Below are 17998 nucleotides of genomic sequence, written 5' to 3' on the forward strand. Positions count from 1 at the left end.
GTTCTGAAGGTGGTTATCCATCCGCCCGCACCAGCCGGACGATGCCGGTTATCTGAGCGGCCGTCGTCCAGGCCAGGATGATGAGTCCGGCGGAGGTGACCTCCGCCCGCGATGCGTCCGCCGTCAGCCAGATCTGGGCCGCCTGGCCCGGTAGCCGGCGGGCGGCGTCGCCCAGGAACACGGCCAGCTGCGGTGCCAGAATCACCAGCACCACGGCCGCCGTGGACGCACCGATGACGCTGCGCAGCGCCGCACCGAGCCCGGCCGCCAGCAGCAGCACTGCCGTCAACCAGACCACGGTCCTTCCGCCGGCCCACAACGCCGCCGTCGAGATCGTCGGGCACGCGGCCAGGCTCGCCCCGACCAAGACGCTCGACGCCACCAGTCCCGTACCGGTCAGCACCATGAGCCGTGCCGCCGCCAGCCGTCCTCGCGCCGGTGTCACCAGCAGACTCATCACGCCCTGCGCCGTGGAATGCTCGGCACCCGCCGCGGCCACACCGGCCGCCACGAAGCCGATCTGCACAGCCAGCGTCCACATCGGAGCGATCGCCTCGAATCCAAAGTCCCGCCCATCCACCACGTTCTGCGGGATCGACATGACCATGGCGACCGCAGCCGCGCCCGCCACCGCCGCCGACCACCACATCGCCGGCAGCGTCACCACCTTCAGCAGCTCCGCGTGCAGCGCCCGCCCCCAGGCTGTCATCGCCCCTCCAGTGGCCCTCACCCTGCTGGTTGCACCGGCTCCGCTCATGCGTCCCGCCTCATCCACACCCAGCAGCACACCGCCGCGCACCCGCCCGCCCACGCCGCGCAGACGGCGGCCGCCATCGGGATCGACAGCAGCTCGACGAGCCGGTCGTAGTTGAGCGTCGCCGGGTTCGCAATGAGCCGCACCGCCGCCGTATCCGGCAGGAACCGGGCCGCATCGGTGGACTTGATGAGCAGCACCCCCGGCGAGATCATCGTCGACATCGCGACGAGGACCGTCATCGACACCAGCGCGCTGCGTGTCGCCATCGCCAGTGCCATCGACGCCATCGCCGAGAACACCCACCACGTCAGGAGCCCCGCCAGCATCCACCACGGCACCGGCTCGAAGGGCACGCTCGACCCCAGCAGGTGCCGGCACAGCGAGTAGGTCGCCGCCCACGCCACCGCCAGCAGCACCGTCGCAGCCCCCAGCACCACGAGCAGCTTCGCGGCCACCGACGCCCCGCGCCGCGGCTGTACCAGCATCGTCGTCGCCACCTGTCGCGGAGCGCTGGAGGCCCCGCTCGTGCGCGGATCACTCGCGTACTCACTGACTACAACACTCACCGCCAGCACCACGATCCCCGTCGTCCCCACGTACAGCCCGATGATGCCGACATTGCCCAGCTGCGTCGGCGCATCCGGGTCGCCGGCCGCCAGCCGCGCCGCCAGGTCATGATCCGTGTAGTACTCGATCAGGAGCGGCAGGACGATCGCCAGCGCCGCCCCCAACCAGGCCCCCGGCAGGCCCACCGTCTTGCGCACCTCCGCCTTGAGGGAGCGCACCAGCGCCGTCGCCGCGCTCATGAACGGCCCCCTTCCTCGCGCTCGGCCCTGCCGGCCCGACCCTCGACCCTGTCCCCGGTCGGGGCAGTCAGCGAGAAGAAGGCATCCTCCAGGTTTGCGTAACCCGCCGCGACATCCCCCAGCGTCCCGGCGGTCCGCACCCGCCCGCCGGCGATGACAACGACGTCGTCGGCCACCTCACCCAGCTCGGCCAGAACATGACTGGACAGCAGGACCGTGCCCCCGGCGTCGGCCCGCTGCCGAAGCAGCGTGCGGATCCACCGGATCCCCTCCGGGTCCAGGCCGTTGACCGGCTCGTCGAGGACCAGCACCTCCGGGTCGCCCAGCAGCGCCGTCGCCAGCCCCAGGCGCTGTCCCATTCCCAGGGAGAAGGTGCGCACCCGCCGCCCGGCCGCATCACTCAGCCCGACGACGTCGAGCACGTCGGCCACCCGGCGCCGACTGATTCCCGCGCCCGAGGCCACCCAACCCAGGTGACCGCGGGCCGTGCGCGAGGGGTGCGCGCCCGAGCCGTCGAGCACCGCCCCCACCGTGCGCAACGGCTCGCGCAGCTCGCGGTAGGGGCGCCCACCGATGAGCGCCCGCCCACCGTCGGCCCGGTCCAGCCCCAGCAGGCACCGCAGGGTCGAGGACTTCCCGGCGCCGTTCGGTCCCACGAATCCGGTGACGCGGCCCGGACGGGCCTCCAGGCTCACGCCGTGAAGCACCTCCCGCGCCCCGTGCCGCTTGACGAGGTTCTCAATACTGATCATGGGTCAACTCCAGCGCGCCGAGCGGCAGCGCGCATCGGCCGCCCAGCCGAAGTGGTTCCACCGCCTCAGACCCAGGTCCGTCAGACCCCGGTTCGATGAAGCGCCCGGGCCGCCTTCCTAGACTGGCCGCGTGCCTGCCCCCGATGCCCCTCCGCGCCACTCGCCGCTCGGGCGCGCCATTACCGGGCTGACCGTGGTTGTCTTCGGCCTGGGCACCATGGTCGGCTTCTCCCCGGCTCCTTCTCGGCGCGGCCAGATGACGCTGCTGCTCGTCATGGCCGGGCTCGTCGTCGCCTCCCTGTGGCTGCGACGGCGCGACCAGCGTGCCTACGAACGGCGCCTGGCGCAGGAGACCGCCGCGCGCGCCGTCGCCGAGGACCGCCTCGTCATCGCCCGCGAGCTGCACGACGCCGTCTCCGGCAACCTCGGCGCCATCACCGTGCGCTGCGCCGTGGCCCAGCGCCTCGAGACCACCTCCGACGGGCTGCGGACCGCACTCGACGACGTCGAGACCGCCTCCCGCGAGGCCACCGATGCACTGCGGCGCATGCTCTCCGTCCTGCGCGACGAGCACACGTCCCCGACGCCCGGGGCAGTGGCGACGGTCCCTGCGGGAGCTCCGGGCGACGCACCGCTTCCCGAAGCCGCTATCATCAGCAACCTCGCCGAGAGCCTTCGGGAGCCGATCGGCAAGGCCCGCCGCACCGGCGTCACCGTCGATCTCGACGTCGATGCGTACTCCGGCGCAGACGCGGACGTCGACCAAGCCGCGACGATGACCGACGGCCTCCCGGCTCCGACGACTCAAGCCGCTGTCCGGGTCGTGGCCGAGGCCCTGGCCAACACCGCCCGCCACGCCGGCCCCACGCGCGCCCGCGTCACTCTCCGGCAGGAGCCGGGACGGCTGCGCATCGCCATCGTCGACGACGGCCCGGTCCCCGAATGGGAGCCCCATCCCGGGGCGGGGCAGGGGCTGCGTGGACTTCACGAGATCCTGACCCCGCTCGGCGGAACCCTGACCACCGGTCCCCGCGCCGACGCCCCCGGCTTCGCCATCGAGGCGACGCTGCCCGTCGAACCCCACGGGAGGCCCCATGACTGAGGCCGTTCCCGGGCCGGAAGGCCCCTCCATCCGGGTCCTCGTCGCCGAGGACCAGGCCCTCCTGCGCACCACCCTGGCCGCCCTGCTCGAGGCCGAACCCGGCATGAGTGTCGTCGGCCTGGCCGAGGACGGCTCCCGCGCGGTCGCCCTGGCCGCCGAGCTGCGCCCCGACGTCGTCCTCATGGACATCCAGATGCCGGGCCTGACCGGCATCGAGGCCACCAGCCGGATCTGCGCCGATCCGACGCTCGCGACCACGCGCGTCCTCATCCTCACCATGTTCGAGATCGACGACTACGTCCTGGGTGCGCTGCGCGCCGGCGCCTGCGGATTCCTGCTCAAGGATGCCTCCCCGCAGACTCTCGTCGACGCCGTGCGCACCGTCCACGAGGGACAGTCGCTGCTCAGCCCCCAGGTGCTGGCCCGTCTTATGGACTGCATGCCACGCACAGCATCGGCTGGCGCCTCCCGTAGTTCCTGGGCCAGTGATGTCGAGGACCTCACGCCCCGCCAGCGTGAGGTCCTCCTGCTCATCGCCCGGGGCCTGTCCAACAGTGAGATCGAGGTCGAGCTCGGTATCACCCGGGCCACCTGCCGCAGCCACATCACCGCACTCCTGGCCCGCCTCGGTGCCCGAGACCGCGCCCAGCTCGTCATCGCCGCCTACGAGTCCGGCCTCATCAGCGCCTGCTGAGGCTGCTGCCCGCGACTCTGCCTGAGGTGAGTGGCGTCTTCGGCTGAAAAGTGTCCATATGGGAAGACTTTGACGGCTCACTCGCACAAACAGAAGTGCGTTTGCGCAGGTCAGAGCATTTTGGGTAGTTGCGTTCCGGCGATTGGGGCATTCAAAGTCGTCCCATACGGACAAAATCTGCTCAAGAGCCGTCGCCGTTGTGCTTGAGTGCGGCTTGTTGACGGTGCTGCTCGGAAACCGTCAGCGGGGTGCGACCGAGAGGGCGGCGATGCCGTGCCCTCGGGGACGACGCCGGCACATCGCCTCAAAGGACACGGCTATCCGAGGATCCTCCCGCCCGGCCCCGGCGGGCTGATCTCATCCCCGCTCTGTGAAGACCAGCCGGCGCTGCGCCACATAGCTGGCCACGTAGATGGCCCCATCGCCGAGTACCTTGGCGATCCCCAGCGGGATCCCGACTGTGGTGAGCGCCTTGAGCACCAGGTAGCTGGCCGCCAGCAGGCTCACTGCCAGGATCACGTACCGCACCGCCGTGCGCACCACGGTGCCGCGCCGCGCCCGGAAGACGCGACGATTCATGAAGAAGTTCGCCGTCCCGGAGATCAGTCGCGCCCCCACGACCGCCGCCAGCAGGTTGCCGGTCATCGCGAAGATGACCATGACACCCAGCCAGTCGATCCCGAAGCTCGCCAGCGACGCCCCCATGAACCGCAGCAGCGGAGCATAGATACGAGCCGAGTCCTGCAGCGGGCGGAAGTGGGAGGAGGTGTTGCCCGGCTCGTAGATCGTGGCGATCTCCACCTGTTCCACCACCAGCCCCAGCTCGTGGGCGCGCAGCAGGGCGGAGAGCTCGTACTCGTAGCGGTCGCCGGGAACCTTCTGCAGCCAGTCCAGGCGCCCGGCGGGGTAGCCGCGCAGGCCCGTCTGGGTATCGGCCAGCCTCCAGCCGGTCGCGCCTCGGAACAGCAGGGCGGTCACATCATTGCCTATCCGACTGCGCAGCGGCACCGGCCCGGTGAAACGCCGCACCCCCAGGGTCATGTGCCCGGTCTCGCGCACCCTCGCGGCCACGGCCTCGATGTCCGAGGGCGTGTGCTGCCCGTCGGCGTCGGCGCACACCACGTCCGCGTCGGGCCAGGTGGCGGCCGCGTGAGCCAGGCCCGTGCGCAGCGCCTGACCCTTGCCCTGGTTGACCGGGTAGCTGACCACCTGGGCGCCCCGGGCGCGGGCGGCGGAGAAGAAGGGGGCGTACTGCGGCCCCGAGCCATCGTCGACGACCAGCACCGCGCAGTCCCGACGCGCCCCACGCAGGCGGGCCACGAGTGCGGCCAGGCGCTCATCGGGCTTGTAGGCCGGGATGAGCACCACGAGAGTCACCGTCGCCCGGGGACGGGGTGCACCACCGACCCGCGGCGCGGTCCGGTTGCCCGCCGACCGGTTGACGGAGGTCCGGTTCGCGGGGGCGATGACCCGCGGCAGAACGCGCGGCGAGGTCTGAAGGGCTGTGTCGGTGCCGTTCATCTCAGGATCCGTTCGCGATGTAGAGGATGTCGGAGGTGTCGCGTTCGCCCCCGTTGGAGGGCTGGTTGATGATCGAGCCGTTGAAGTACATGGCCGACGAGCCGCCGCCGTCGATGTTGTAGGCGCAGGCGCACCCCAGGTCGGCCATGATCTGGGCGAGCTCGGTCATGGACACGCCGCGCGAGTAGCCCTCGCTGCGGCCGTCGACGACGACGAGCTTGAGGTGGTTCGTCTCCACCCACCCCACGGCGGTGCGCGGCTGCTGGCCCTGGATGGAGTGGTTGCCGACGTTGGTGTCCACCTCGACCTGGTCGATGCCGGAGAGCACTTTGGAGTTGTTGACCAGCGCCGGCCCGAAGGACAGCGTGTTCCACACGCCCGCGTCCAGAAGCGTCTGGGCCTTGGTGGTGGTCTCGTCGTAGACCTCCACGCGCCCGTCGCTGTAGAAGGCCATGCCGTCGCGCGTGCCGCTATCGCGGTAGATGACGCCGTTGCGGATGAGGATGCCGTCGCTGCGGAAGCCGTAGTAGTCGCCGTTGATGGCCAGGACGGCGTCGTGCTCGGAGGCCATCGTGCTGGGCTTGGCAACGATGTTGGTGCCGTAGGAGTTGTTGGCGAAGGCACTGCGCAGGTCGGTGGCGTTGGTGAGCTTGACGTCGGCCACGTAGTAGGTGACGGTGTCGCTGCCCGAGCCGGTGGAAACCCGCTGAATCTCGATTCTCGTGTTCGATGAGGAGTAGGAGTCGTCCCCGACCTTCACGTTGGTGGCCGGGGTTGCCGAGGAGCCGGCCGCGTTCTGCGCCTTGGCCTCCAGGGCGGTGACGTCGCCGACCTCCACATGGTCGATGACGAAGCGGTTGAGCGCCCAGGCGCTGGTACCGGTGGCGGCCAGCCCCAGGACGGCGGCGCCACCCAGGAGGAAGCGGCGGCGCGGGTGCTTGCTGGACTTCGAGGAGCGGTCGCGCCGGCCGGACTGGTGGTCCTGGCCGGACTGGGGCGGCTCGGTCGGATTGAGGGCGTCGGAGCTGTGCATGACTCAACCGTGTCGGCGCCGTGTGTGTCAGGCGTAGGTTGACCTTGTGGGTCTCCTGTGAAGCCGCGGCGGGCCCAGGGGCCGCCCGAGCGCAGGGCTAAGGCGTCCCCGCTATGCCGCAGCCCTTCGACATCGCGCCGGTTGGTCCGAGAACCGGTTGGAACGACGTCGGAGAATGGCTCCGCGTCGGGTGTCAATACTTCTGGAAGGTGAGAACCTTGCGTCAAGATTGTCCCTGAGGCGCATCCCTGAGATCCGGCCCGGGCGTACAGTGATGGGGGCAAGTAGCCGGTTCCCGCCGTGAGAATCTGCGAAGAAGGAGGCAACCGTGTTGACGGGACGGACTCAGCACACTTTCCGCATTGCCATCGTGGTAATCAATATTCTGGTGGCCGTCGCCTCCTTCCGTCGGGGAGACACGTCGGCCATGGTCATCGCCATCGCTGTTGCGGCGATCTTCCTGTATCTGCTGATTCGTCCATTCGTCGGCGGCAGGGATGATGACCGCGACGACCGGACTCCTCCGAGCTCATGAGCGCCGTCGGCGATGCCCCGGCCCACCTCCTCGAGGTCGAGGGCCTGTCCGCCTGGTACGAGCGCGATCACCCGGTCCTCACCGACGTCTCCTTTGCCCTCGAGGCCGGCGAGGCCGTGGGCCTCATCGGCCTCAACGGCGCCGGCAAGACCACGATGCTCACCTCCCTGTGCGACGTCCACCGCGGAGCGCGGCTCGGAGTCCTGCGTTACCGGGGCCGGGACGTGCACCCTGGCGACGAGCACTTCAAGGCCGCCCGCTACCTCAGCCTCGCCGACGACTCCTCCTTCCCCACCTGGAACCTGGATGCCTTCATCAGCTTCCTCGAGCACGCCTACCGCCTGCGCCCGGACCGCGGCCGCCTCGAGGAGCTGATCGAGGGATTCGACTACGGCCGCTACCGGACCACCTCCTTCTCCCGGCTCTCCAGCGGCTCACGCAAGAAGGCCAACCTCATCGCCGCCTTCTACCTGACCGCGCCCCTCCTCTTCCTGGACGAGCCCGTCGACTTCCTCGACTTCACCGCCACCGAGTTCCTGTACCGCAGCATCAACGACGCCGCCGCATCCGGCCGCTCGATTCTGCTCAGCTCCCACATCGCCGAGTCCTTCACCCGCTGCACCCGGCGCCTCTACGTGCTCTCCGCCGGCCGGATGACCGGTCCCTTCACCACCCCTGAGGACTCCGATGCCGTGGCGGCGTTGGTCAGTTAGCCGAGCCGCCGTGAAGGCGGTGACGGGGCAGTTCGTGGGGCGCCAGAGCGTCCTGGGCGCCGCCATTCTGTGCGCCCTGGCCGCTTGGTTCGGGGCGTCGACCGACCTCCGCGTCAACCCGCGCGTCGCGGTCACCGGACTTGTCATGGCCGCCGTCGGCCTGACGGCCACCATCGCCTCGACCTGGATCGGCTCCGGGCGCTGGGACGACCTGGCCCGCTTCCCTCTCCGGCGCGACGAGCTCGCCCGGGCCACCTGCCTCGTGGTCAACGCCGTCGTCCTGCTGGAGGCGGTCGTGCCCATCGTCCTGTTCGTCCTGCTCGCCGGTGGCGGAGGAAGTGGCCGGAGTCCCGGAATGGGCATTACTGCGACGACGGCCGTGGAGATGATCGTCGTCGGGCTCGGAGCCTCGTCGCTGGGGCTGATCCTGTGGGCGGGGGAGCGGGCCGGCCTGCGCTGGACGGCCGCTGGGGCTCTCGTCGTCGGGACACTCCTCTGGTGGCTCGCGCCCGCGGCCTCGGCCCTCCTCTTCGCGGCCTGCGCTCTGACTGCGATGGCGCGTTCCCGAGATCTGCGAGCGCGCCGCACACAGGTGGGAACCGTCCGGGGTGGCCGCCGCAGCCTGGTCCTGGGTGAGCTGGCCACCGTGCGCACCACGCAGGTCAACACCCTGGCCGCACTCGTGATCGCCATGCTCTTCACATTCACCATGGCCGGTCGAGGCATGACGATCCCGCTGCCCATGGCCTTCGTCGTCGTCAACACGCCACTGAACGCCTACTTCTCCCGTTATCCCAGCACTCGCGCGGTGGTGCTGGCCGCGCCCGGATCGAGGCGGGTCTTCATGGCCTACGCCAGAGACCTCACACTGTTGTACGCGGCGTCCAACTGTCTCGTGGGCGCACTGATCGTCTGGCTCGGAGGCGGTCTTGCGGAGGCGGTTGCAGCCGGAGTGGCAGCCTCACTCGCCGGGGCGACGACCGCGGTCCTCCTGGAGGTCTACCGGCCGCTGACGGGCTGGAAGTCCGAACGTGACGTCATGCGTCACCCGCGCAAGTACCTCCCTTCGGTCGCCGCGCTGCTCGCCGTCATAGCCGTCCATGCGCTCGTGCCGTAGCAGCCTCACAGGGCCTTCGAGGCTCGTCGCTGTCAGCTCCGCTGTGCCAACCTCCATGTGTCCCCCATGTCAGTTGTTCGACCTTACTAAAATTAGATCGACTAACTTGGCAAATTAACTGAGGTTGCCCTAAGGTTCTGGGTGGTTCGTCTCCGTTCGCGCGTCACCGAAGGACTTCTATGCGCCGTCGTACTCTGCTCATGGCCCTCCCGCTCACCGCCGTCCTTGCCAGCTGTGGAGTCGCCTCCCGCGCCGGCAAGGGCTCCAGCGCCGGCGCCTCCTCGGGCGCCTCCAGCAACGGCGGTTTCGAGGTCACCGACATCGTCGGCCGCAAGGTCACCTTCAGCGCCCAGCCCAAGAGAATCGTCCTGAGCGAGTCCCGCCACGTCTACTCCCTGGCCTTCCTCAACAAGACCAACCCCGTTGACAAGGTGGTCGCCTGGGGCGAGGACCTTCAGAAGGCCGCGCCCGACTTCTATGAGAAGGTCCTCTCCGTCGCCCCCAAGGCCGCCGAGCTGCCGAAGATCGGCAACATCGCCAAGGACGGCCTGCCCATCGAGACTCTGGTGAGCCACAAGCCCGACGTCTTCGTCATGACTCTGGACGCCTACAACTCCGCCAAGGAGAAGGGCTACCTCGAGAAGCTGGACGGCCAGAAGATCACCTACGTCGTCACCGACTTCCGCCGCGACCCGGTCAAGAACACCGTCCCCTCGGTCACCCTCATGGGCGCCATCTTCGACAAGCGCAAGGAGGCCGAGGCCTTCGTCGCGTTCTACAAGAAGCAGGTCGACCCGATCGTGGCGAAGGTGAAGTCCCTGAGCTCCAAGCCCACCACTTTCCTGTGGCGCGGCCCGGGCGTCAACGACCCGGGCTCCACCTACTCCACCGCGAACCTCGGCGCGATCGTCACCGCCACCGGCGGCACCAACATCGCCGACAGTCTCCTGTCCGGCGAGGAGGGGGTGCTCACCCCTGAGCAGGTCATCGCCTCCAACCCCAAGAACATCATCGCCACCGGCGGCGAGTGGCAGCAGCAGAAGATCAAGGACACCGCCCAGACCAGCTACGTCCACCTCGGTTACAAGGCCGACGAGGCCTCCGCCAAGGCCAGCCTGGAGCAGCTGAAGAACCAGCCCGGCTACGACAAGATCCAGGCCTTCACCGACAGGCACGTCTACGGCATCTACCACCAGTTCTACGACGCCCCCTACAACTTCATCGCCTACCTCACCTTCGCCAAGTGGCAGAACCCCGAGGCCTTCTCCGACATCGACCCCGCCAAGGTCTGGAAGGACTTCCACGAGCAGTACATGCCCTGGAAGGCCGAGGGCGTCTTCTTCGCCGCCATCTGATGGGAGCCTCCAACGTCACGGCTCCTTCCGACGACGTCGCAGCGCACCAGTCCGATACCGCTCAGGTACCGGGCGGTGCGGCGTCGGTGACGGAGGCTGACGGGCGGGCCGGTGCGCCTACGGACACGGCGGCGTCGGCCTACGCCGCCTACCGCCGTCGAACCGTGCGGCGTCTTGCGATGCTGATGGGGCTGGCCACCCTGCTCCTGGTCGTCTTCCTCGTGGCCCTCATGGTGGGGCCGCTGGGGTTCAGCCCGGCCCAGGTGCTCGGCTCCCTCCTCTACGCCGACTACGACCCGTGGGTCGCCAACATCGTCATCAACCTGCGCCTGCCGCCGGCGCTCCTGGCGGTCCTGGTGGGCGGGGCGCTGTCCCTGGCCGGCGTGCAGATGCAGACGATCCTCGACAACCCGCTGGCCGAGCCCTTCACCCTGGGGATCTCGGCGGCCTCCGCCCTGGGGGCGGCGCTGGCCATCGTCACGGGCCTCGTGCTGCCTGTGGCCACCGGCGCCACTCTGCCGATCGTGGCGATGACGGCGGGACTGGCGGCCTCCCTCACCATCGCGATGGTCTCGAGGCTGCCCTCGGTGACCAAGGAGATGACGATCCTGCTGGGCATCGCCCTGGTCTTCAGCTGCCAGGCGCTCCTGGCGCTCGTGCAGTACCGGGCCTCCACCGAGAGCCTGCAGCAGATCGTCTTCTGGTCGATGGGCTCCCTCATGCGCGCCACCTGGCCGGCCGTGGCCACCGTCTCGGTGGCCCTGCTCGTGGCCACGCCCGTCTTCTGGGTCAACGGCTGGCGGCTGACCGCCATCACCCTGGGGGAGGCGCGCGCCGCGGCCATGGGCATCAACGTGGCGCGCCTGCGCGCGTGGACCCTGGTCGGGGTCTCGCTGCTGGCCGCCCTGTCCGTGGCCTTCGTGGGGATCATCGGATTCGTGGGACTCGTGGGACCGCACATGGCCCGCGGCCTGGTGGGGGAGGACCAGCGTTTCCTCGTGCCCGCCTCCATCCTGTGCGGCGCCACCCTGCTGACCGCCGCCCACGCCGCCAGCCAGGTCATCGTGCCGGGTGTCGCGGTGCCGGTCGGCATCCTGACCGCCCTGGTGGGTGTGCCGGTGTTCCTCACCATCATCTTCGGACACCAGCGTTCGGTGGTCAGGAGCGGTTCATGAGCCTGACACTGGACAACCTCACCTTCTCTTACGGCAGGCGGGCCGTCCTCAAGGGTGTCGACGCCACCTGGGAGACGGGCCAGACGGTGGGGCTGCTCGGCCCCAACGGCGCCGGCAAGTCCACCCTGGTCACCTGCGTGGCCCAGCTGCGCCGCTACCTGGGGGAGGTGACCTTCGAGGGTCGCCGGGGCCACGACCTGCGCGGCATGATCGGCTACATGCCGCAGGGCCTGCCCGGCGACGCCGCCCTGACCGCCCTGGAGTCGGTGCTCACCGCCTCGCGGCGCGGGATGACCTGGCACACGAGCCGGGCCGACATCGACCTGGCCTGGAATGCTCTGGACGAGCTCGGGGTGGCCGAGCTGGCCGACCGCCCACTGGGCCAGCTCTCCGGTGGCCAGCGCCAGCTCATCGCCCTGGCCCAGACGCTCGTGCGCGAGCCCGGGCTCATCCTGCTCGACGAGCCCACCTCCGCCCTCGACCTGCGCCGCCAGGTCTCGGTGCTCTCCCACGTGCGGCGGATCTGTCACCGGGACACCGGGCGCCTCGCCGTCGTCGCCCTGCACGACCTCAACCTGGCGGCCCGCTTCTGCGACCGCCTCGCCATCCTTGCGGGCGGGACGATCCTCGCCGAGGGGCCGCCCGCCGAGGTGCTTCAGCCCGACATCCTTGCCGAGGTCTACGGGCTGCGGGTGCGGATCGTGCCCGACGGCGACCACGTCATGGTCGCCCCCGAGGCCGAGCAGGGGGCTTGAGCGGGGGCCTGCCGTCAGGCGTTCCGGCGTCGCATGAGGGGGTCTTCCCCGCCACGTTCCTCACCGTCCTGGCTGCGCTCAGGAGGCTGAGCGCAGCCGAGTCGTCGGAAGAGGCAGTTCGATGGCGCCAATGAGGTCCACGGACTTGGCGATGCCGGTGGCCGACAGGTCCTCCATCGCCCTGGCAACGATGACGCGGTCCCGGTGGATCTCGCGAATCCTGACCCGTGCCCGGCTCTCCTCGCCCGTGAGCGGATCCTCCTCCTCAAGGAGCCAGTCCTCCGCCAGAAGTCGCAGACCGATCGCATCCAGGACCGCCTCGGCCTCATCGAGCTCCATGGCCTCGCCTCGCTGGACCCACAACCGGTCGTAAGGGATGAACCGACCGTCCGCACTCATCTCGATATAGCCCACGTGCTCGCCGTCCTCGCGACGCAGATGATCGAAGACGTCCTCAGGATCGGGCAGGCCTTCCAGTGGCGGGGCGCTCATGCGTGCCAGGCTACCGGGCCGATGAACGCCGCTACGTCAGCGCAGGCCTGTCGCTTCCGACGTGGTCGGATCGTCCTCAAGCCACGAGTGGCTGATAGCGCTGACGGGCGGCCTCGCCGGAGGTTCCGACCATATTTCCAATAACTGTCCAGGACATCCCAGCGTCCCGAGCACCTCTGATGGCATCAAGGATGTCAGCCTCGCTCAGGCCGTGCTTCAGCGCCGATCTGGCAATGATCGGATCGTCCTCAGATCCAAGGTAACTTGTGATGTGCTGTGTGGTCGAGGGTTGTGCTCCCGGGGTAGCGCTGGTGGTTGCCGCAGGTTTGACCGCCCGGTGAGCGTGCGGATGCCGCAGATGTGTTGGCTGACATCGGCGTCGAGCGGGGCGCTCATGCGTGCCAGGCTGGTTGACTCTGAAAAGTCGTCAATCATGACACTTTCGGCAGTGTGCGGGGCTGGGTGGGCTGATCGAGAACGTACTTTCGCGACGAGGACTGCGTTCTCCCACAGAACTCGCGGGTGGGACCTCAGTCATCTGCAGGAAATCGCAGTCCTCGCCGGGTATCGCAGTTCCCGGTGTGCGGCCGGTGGGTGTGCTGCTCTGGCGTAGCTGGAACCGTTCGCCGCGCTGCCGTGAGCGGGTGCTTCACGCGGCCGGTGGCTTGCGATGCCGTGTGTGTGTTATAGGTCACTATCAAGTCCGGGAATGGACTGCGGCCAGCCAAGGTTGAGCCAGTCAGACTCAAGGTTGTATGCAGTCAAGTTGACAGAGCCTGACTCAATCACAATCCTGAGTGCATACGACTCAACCTGAAGGCGCCGGACCTCCCGGCCCTCACTGCAGACATCAACCAAGCAAGCACAAGGAGCACACCACATGGCACGCGCTGTCGGTATCGACCTGGGTACCACCAACTCTGCTATCGCCGTCCTCGAGGGTGGCGAGCCCACCATCATCCCCAACGCCGAAGGCGGCCGCACCACCCCGTCCGTCGTCGCGTTCTCCAAGTCCGGCGAGATCCTCGTCGGCGAGATCGCCAAGCGCCAGGCGGTCACCAACGTCGACCGCACCATCTCCTCGGTCAAGCGCCACATGGGCACCGACTGGTCCGTCGAGATCGACGACAAGAAGTACACCGCCCAGGAGATCAGCGCCCGCATCCTGGCCAAGCTCAAGGCCGACGCCGAGGCCTACCTGGGTGAGCCCGTCACCAACGCGGTCATCACCGTCCCGGCCTACTTCAACGACGCCGAGCGCCAGGCCACCAAGGAGGCCGGTACCATCGCGGGCCTGACCGTGGACCGCATCGTCAACGAGCCCACCGCCGCGGCCCTGGCCTACGGCCTGGACAAGGGCAAGGAGGACGAGCTCATCCTCGTCTTCGACCTCGGTGGCGGTACCTTCGACGTCTCCCTGCTCGAGGTCGGCAAGGACGAGGACGGCTTCTCCACCATCCAGGTGCGCGCCACCAACGGTGACAACCGCCTGGGCGGCGACGACTGGGACGCCCGCGTCGTCGAGTGGCTGGTCAAGCAGGTCAAGAGCAAGGACGGCGTGGACCTGTCCAAGGACAAGATCGCCATGCAGCGCCTCAGGGACGCCGCCGAGCAGGCCAAGAAGGAGCTGTCCTCGGCGACCTCCACGAACATCAACCTGCAGTACCTCTCCATGAGCGAGTCCGGCCCCATCCACCTCGATGAGAAGCTCACCCGCTCCAACTTCCAGGAGATGACCGCGGACCTGCTCGAGCGCACCAAGATCCCCTTCCACAACGTCATCAAGGACGCCGGGGTCAAGGTCTCCGACATCGACCACGTGGTCCTCGTGGGCGGCTCCACCCGCATGCCCGCCGTCGCCGACGTGGTGCGCGAGCTGACCGGCCGTGACCCCAACAAGGGCGTCAACCCCGACGAGGTCGTCGCCGTCGGCGCGGCCCTCCAGGCCGGCGTCATCCAGGGCGACCGCAGCGACGTCCTACTCATCGACGTCACGCCCCTGTCCCTGGGCATCGAGACCAAGGGCGGGGTCATGACCAAGCTCATCGAGCGCAACACGGCCATCCCGACCAAGCGCTCCGAGGTCTTCTCCACCGCCGAGGACAACCAGCCCTCCGTGCTCATCCAGGTCTACCAGGGCGAGCGCGAGTTCGCCCGGGACAACAAGCCGCTGGGCACCTTCGAGCTGACCGGCATCGCCCCGGCCCCCCGCGGCGTGCCCCAGATCGAGGTCTCCTTCGACATCGACGCCAACGGCATCGTCCACGTCTCGGCCAAGGACCGCGGCACCGGCAAGGAGCAGTCCATGACCATCTCCGGCGGCTCCGCCCTGCCCAAGGAGGACATCGACCGCATGGTCAAGGAGGCCGAGGCCCACGCCGAGGAGGACAAGAAGCGCCGCGAGGACGCCGAGACCCGCAACTCCGCCGAGCAGCAGGCCTACTCCATCGACAAGCTCCTCAAGGACAACAAGGACAAGCTGCCCGAGGACGTCCACTCCGAGGTCTCCGAGGCCGTCGCCGACCTCAAGAAGGCCCTCGAGGGCGACGACATCGAGCCGATCAAGACCGCTCAGGAGAAGCTGAGCTCGGTGGCCCAGAAGGTCGGCGAGGCCCTCTACCAGGCCGACGCCGCCGCCCAGGCCGCGGGTGACGCCTCCGGCTCCGCCTCCTCAGCCGGGGCCGCGTCCTCCGACGACGAGGACATCGTGGACGCCGAGATCGTGGACGAGGAGGACTCCAAGTGACCTCGGCCGGCCCCACCCCCGAGAACGAGGGCATCGACCCCGAGCTCCAGGCGGCCGTCGAATCGGCCTTCGAGGAGGTGCCCGACGACGTCCGTGAGGAGCTCGCCCAGGGCTCTGCCGAGGGCGAGGCCGGCCAGGTCGACGCCGCCTCCGATGAGGAGGCGGCGGGGGAGGACCCCCTGGCCCAGGCTCAGGCCCAGGCCGCTCAGGCGGCCGACGACCTGGCCCGGGCCCGGGCGGACCTCTACAACCTCCAGCAGGAGTACCAGGGGTTCGTGCGCCGCTCCCGCGAGGGTGCGGCCTCCCACCGGGACGCCGGTGCCGCCGGCGTCGTCGAGGCCCTCATCCCGGTCCTCGACGAGATCGAGCTGGCCCGCCAGCACGGCGACCTGACCGGCACCTTCGAGACCACGGCCGGCAAGCTCGAGACGATCCTGGCCGAGAAGTACTCCCTGGAGCGCTTCGGCGCCGTGGGCGAGGTCTTCGACCCCACGCTGCACGAGGCCCTCATGGCCACCGAGTCCAGCGAGGTCACCGAGCCCACCATCGCCACGGTCCTCCAGCCCGGATACCGCCTGGGTGAGCGCGTCGTGCGCGCCGCCCGCGTCCAGGTCGCCAACCCGGCCTGATACCCACCGCACCACTCACCCCGGCCCGACGGCGGACCCGAGCCAGCGCGTCTGGCGGGTCCGGGTCCGCCGTCGGACGGGAGGTGCACCAGGACTCCCGAGGCCCCAGGGCCACGGCGACGTCCCACCCTCATCTTCAGCTTCAGTAAGGAAACCCCCACGATCACCCAGATAAGGAGGCGGTGACGCGACTATGGCCAGTCAGGACTGGATGACCAAGGACTTCTACGCGGTCCTCGGCGTGAGTAAGGACGCCGACGCCGCCGCAATCAAGAAGGCCTACCGCACGCTAGCGAAGAAGTACCACCCCGACCGCAACCCTGATGACGTCGTAGCGGCGGAGAAGTTCAAGGAGATCGGGGAGGCCTACGCCGTCCTGTCCGACGAGGCCGAGCGCAAGCAGTACGACGCGATCCGTTCCATGGCCGGAGGCGGTGCCCGTTTCCAGGCCGGCGGCCCGGGAGGGGCCGGCGGCGCCGGCTTCGAGGACATTCTCTCCTCCATGTTCGGCGGCCAGGGCGGGGGCGTGCGCTTCGAGACCGGCGGAGCCGGCGGCGCACAGCCCGACCTCGACGACCTGCTGCGCATGTTCGGCGGCACCCCCAGCCCGACCCGCTCCGGTGGCCGCCCCGGCCCCTTCGGCTTCGGCGGTTTCGGCTCCCAGCCCCAGCCGCAGAAGGGCGCCGACGTCCTGACCTCGGCCACGCTGGACCTGCGCGACGCCGTTGCCGGCACCACCGTGGAGCTCACCGCGGACGGGCGCACCATGAAGGTCCGCATCCCGGCGGGCGTGCGCGACGGCCAGAAGATCCGTCTGCGCGGCAAGGGGCGAGCCGGCCTGAACGGCGGCGAGAACGGTGACATGGTGGTGACCATCAACATCAAGAAGCACCCCGTGTACTCCGTCGACCCGGTCGACGGCGCCAACCTGCGCATGGACCTTCCGGTCACTCTGCGCGAGGCCGCCCTGGGCGCCACGGTTGAGGTCCCGCTGCTCGATGGCGGTACCTCCAAGATCAAGATCAAGCCCGGCACGTCCTCGGGCACCGTCATGCGCCTGCGCGGCAAGGGCGCCACCACCCGGAAGAAGACCGGCGACCTGCTGGTGACCATCCAGGTGGCCGTCCCCAAGAAGCTCTCCAAGGCTGCCAAGGAGGCGCTCGAGGCCTTCGATGAGGCCATGGGTGACACCGACCCGCGGGCCACCCTCATGGAGGAGGCGGCGAAGTGAGCCGGCATCGTGCGGGGCAGGGCTTGGGGTACCTGGCCGACGACGCGGCCGAGCGCGCGGTCTACGTGGTCTCGGTGGCGGCCGAGCTGGCCGGGATGCACCCCCAGACCCTGCGCCAGTACGACCGGCTCGGACTGGTCAGCCCCGCCCGGACCCGCGGGCGGGGCCGGCGCTACTCCCATCGCGACGTCGAGCGCCTGCGCCGCATCCAGTCCCTGTCCCAGGAGGGCATCAACCTCGAGGGCATCCGCCGCATCCTCGCCCTGGAGTCCCGCGTCGAGGAGCTGGAGGCAGACAACGCCCGCATGCGCAGCCGTGAGGCCGTCGTCCAGCGGATCTTCGCTGCGGCAGCCGACGGCGAGGTCCAGGTCGTCGCCCCCGGTCGCCAAGGCCGTGGACCCGCAGAGCGCCGCCCCGGGACGGGGCGTGGACGCACCGCCGCGGCGGCGGGCACCGCGGGTGCTGTGAGTACCGCTCTCGTGCCCATGCGCCGGTGGCACTGACGGGTACCGGACGCGGGCAGTGATGCGGCACTGAGCTCTTCGACCGGTGCGGCGGAAGGCGGCCCACCCCTCGCGCATCATT

18 protein-coding genes are annotated in these 17998 nt (G+C 69.4%); 12 read left to right on the top strand and 6 right to left on the bottom strand.

The window, feature by feature from the left end; all coding sequences use genetic code 11:
- Positions 1 to 13 precede the first annotated feature (13 nt).
- From RIV12_RS07190 to RIV12_RS07200, 3 genes are read right to left on the bottom strand one after another with little or no spacing between them, the layout of a single operon-like run.
- Positions 14 to 757, bottom strand: coding sequence for a cupin (locus RIV12_RS07190; RefSeq protein WP_309322975.1), 744 nt, complete (start codon positions 755 to 757; stop codon positions 14 to 16).
- On the bottom strand, positions 754 to 1563 hold the full coding sequence (locus RIV12_RS07195; protein WP_309322976.1) for an ABC transporter: 810 nt from the start codon (positions 1561 to 1563) through the stop codon (positions 754 to 756). Before RIV12_RS07195 ends, RIV12_RS07190 begins: the two co-directional genes overlap by 4 nt.
- Complete coding sequence (locus RIV12_RS07200) at positions 1560 to 2315, bottom strand: ABC transporter ATP-binding protein (RefSeq protein ID WP_309322977.1); 756 nt, start codon at positions 2313 to 2315, stop codon at positions 1560 to 1562. Before RIV12_RS07200 ends, RIV12_RS07195 begins: the two co-directional genes overlap by 4 nt.
- Before the next feature lie 130 nt (positions 2316 to 2445).
- Here RIV12_RS07200 and RIV12_RS07205 point away from each other — a divergent pair, with 130 nt between their 5' ends.
- Together RIV12_RS07205 and RIV12_RS07210 are read left to right on the top strand one after the other, a co-directional pair.
- On the top strand, positions 2446 to 3417 hold the full coding sequence (locus RIV12_RS07205) for a sensor histidine kinase (protein ID WP_309322978.1): 972 nt from the start codon (positions 2446 to 2448) through the stop codon (positions 3415 to 3417).
- A complete protein-coding gene (locus RIV12_RS07210) occupies positions 3410 to 4111 on the top strand; it encodes a response regulator (RefSeq protein WP_309322979.1) in 702 nt (233 codons plus the stop codon). The genes RIV12_RS07205 and RIV12_RS07210 overlap by 8 nt, the downstream gene beginning before the upstream one ends.
- A 357-nt stretch (positions 4112 to 4468) precedes the next feature.
- Here the strand turns inward: RIV12_RS07210 and RIV12_RS07215 are convergent, their stop codons facing one another.
- Both RIV12_RS07215 and RIV12_RS07220 read right to left on the bottom strand, forming a co-directional pair.
- Positions 4469 to 5632, bottom strand: a complete 1164-nt coding sequence (locus RIV12_RS07215; RefSeq protein ID WP_309322980.1) for a glycosyltransferase — start codon at positions 5630 to 5632, stop codon at positions 4469 to 4471.
- 1 nt (position 5633) lies between these two features.
- Positions 5634 to 6665, bottom strand: coding sequence for a phosphodiester glycosidase family protein (locus RIV12_RS07220; RefSeq protein ID WP_309322981.1), 1032 nt, complete (start codon positions 6663 to 6665; stop codon positions 5634 to 5636).
- Positions 6666 to 6993: 328 nt separating this feature from the next.
- Here RIV12_RS07220 and RIV12_RS07225 point away from each other — a divergent pair, with 328 nt between their 5' ends.
- The 6 genes from RIV12_RS07225 to RIV12_RS07250 all read left to right on the top strand — a co-directional run bounded on the left by RIV12_RS07225 (position 6994) and on the right by RIV12_RS07250 (position 12315).
- Positions 6994 to 7200 (top strand): hypothetical protein, encoded by a 207-nt coding sequence (locus RIV12_RS07225; RefSeq protein WP_309322982.1) that lies wholly within the window; start codon positions 6994 to 6996, stop codon positions 7198 to 7200.
- The gene (locus tag RIV12_RS07230; protein ID WP_309322983.1) at positions 7197 to 7913 is read left to right on the top strand and encodes an ABC transporter ATP-binding protein; all 717 of its coding nucleotides are present in this window, start codon (positions 7197 to 7199) and stop codon (positions 7911 to 7913) included. The genes RIV12_RS07225 and RIV12_RS07230 overlap by 4 nt, the downstream gene beginning before the upstream one ends.
- A 10-nt stretch (positions 7914 to 7923) precedes the next feature.
- Positions 7924 to 9030 carry a hypothetical protein gene (locus tag RIV12_RS07235; RefSeq protein ID WP_309322984.1) on the top strand — a complete coding sequence of 369 codons (1107 nt, stop codon included), beginning with the start codon at positions 7924 to 7926 and terminating at the stop codon, positions 9028 to 9030.
- A gap of 179 nt (positions 9031 to 9209) precedes the next feature.
- Positions 9210 to 10385, top strand: coding sequence for an ABC transporter substrate-binding protein (locus RIV12_RS07240; RefSeq protein ID WP_309322985.1), 1176 nt, complete (start codon positions 9210 to 9212; stop codon positions 10383 to 10385).
- Positions 10385 to 11560, top strand: a complete 1176-nt coding sequence (locus RIV12_RS07245) for a FecCD family ABC transporter permease (protein ID WP_309322986.1) — start codon at positions 10385 to 10387, stop codon at positions 11558 to 11560. Before RIV12_RS07240 ends, RIV12_RS07245 begins: the two co-directional genes overlap by 1 nt.
- Complete coding sequence (locus RIV12_RS07250) at positions 11557 to 12315, top strand: ABC transporter ATP-binding protein (protein ID WP_075417803.1); 759 nt, start codon at positions 11557 to 11559, stop codon at positions 12313 to 12315. The genes RIV12_RS07245 and RIV12_RS07250 overlap by 4 nt, the downstream gene beginning before the upstream one ends.
- Before the next feature lie 78 nt (positions 12316 to 12393).
- On the opposite strand, the gene RIV12_RS07255 is transcribed toward RIV12_RS07250, so the two are convergent.
- The gene (locus RIV12_RS07255) at positions 12394 to 12807 is read right to left on the bottom strand and encodes a serine/threonine protein phosphatase (protein WP_309322987.1); all 414 of its coding nucleotides are present in this window, start codon (positions 12805 to 12807) and stop codon (positions 12394 to 12396) included.
- A gap of 880 nt (positions 12808 to 13687) precedes the next feature.
- Between RIV12_RS07255 and dnaK the strand changes: the two genes are divergently transcribed.
- From dnaK to RIV12_RS07275, 4 genes are all read left to right on the top strand, one after another.
- Complete coding sequence (gene dnaK / locus RIV12_RS07260) at positions 13688 to 15553, top strand: molecular chaperone DnaK (RefSeq protein ID WP_075417805.1); 1866 nt, start codon at positions 13688 to 13690, stop codon at positions 15551 to 15553.
- Positions 15550 to 16182, top strand: coding sequence for a nucleotide exchange factor GrpE (locus RIV12_RS07265; protein ID WP_075417806.1), 633 nt, complete (start codon positions 15550 to 15552; stop codon positions 16180 to 16182). The genes dnaK and RIV12_RS07265 overlap by 4 nt, the downstream gene beginning before the upstream one ends.
- Positions 16183 to 16375: 193 nt before the next feature.
- Complete coding sequence (locus RIV12_RS07270) at positions 16376 to 17413, top strand: DnaJ C-terminal domain-containing protein (protein ID WP_309322988.1); 1038 nt, start codon at positions 16376 to 16378, stop codon at positions 17411 to 17413.
- Entirely contained in the window at positions 17410 to 17916 is a 507-nt protein-coding gene (locus RIV12_RS07275; RefSeq protein WP_309322989.1) for a heat shock protein transcriptional repressor HspR, read from the top strand. The genes RIV12_RS07270 and RIV12_RS07275 overlap by 4 nt, the downstream gene beginning before the upstream one ends.
- Positions 17917 to 17998 lie beyond the last annotated feature (82 nt).

This window comes from Actinomyces stomatis (assembly GCF_031292835.1).
In the GTDB taxonomy this organism is placed as follows: domain Bacteria; phylum Actinomycetota; class Actinomycetes; order Actinomycetales; family Actinomycetaceae; genus Actinomyces; species Actinomyces stomatis.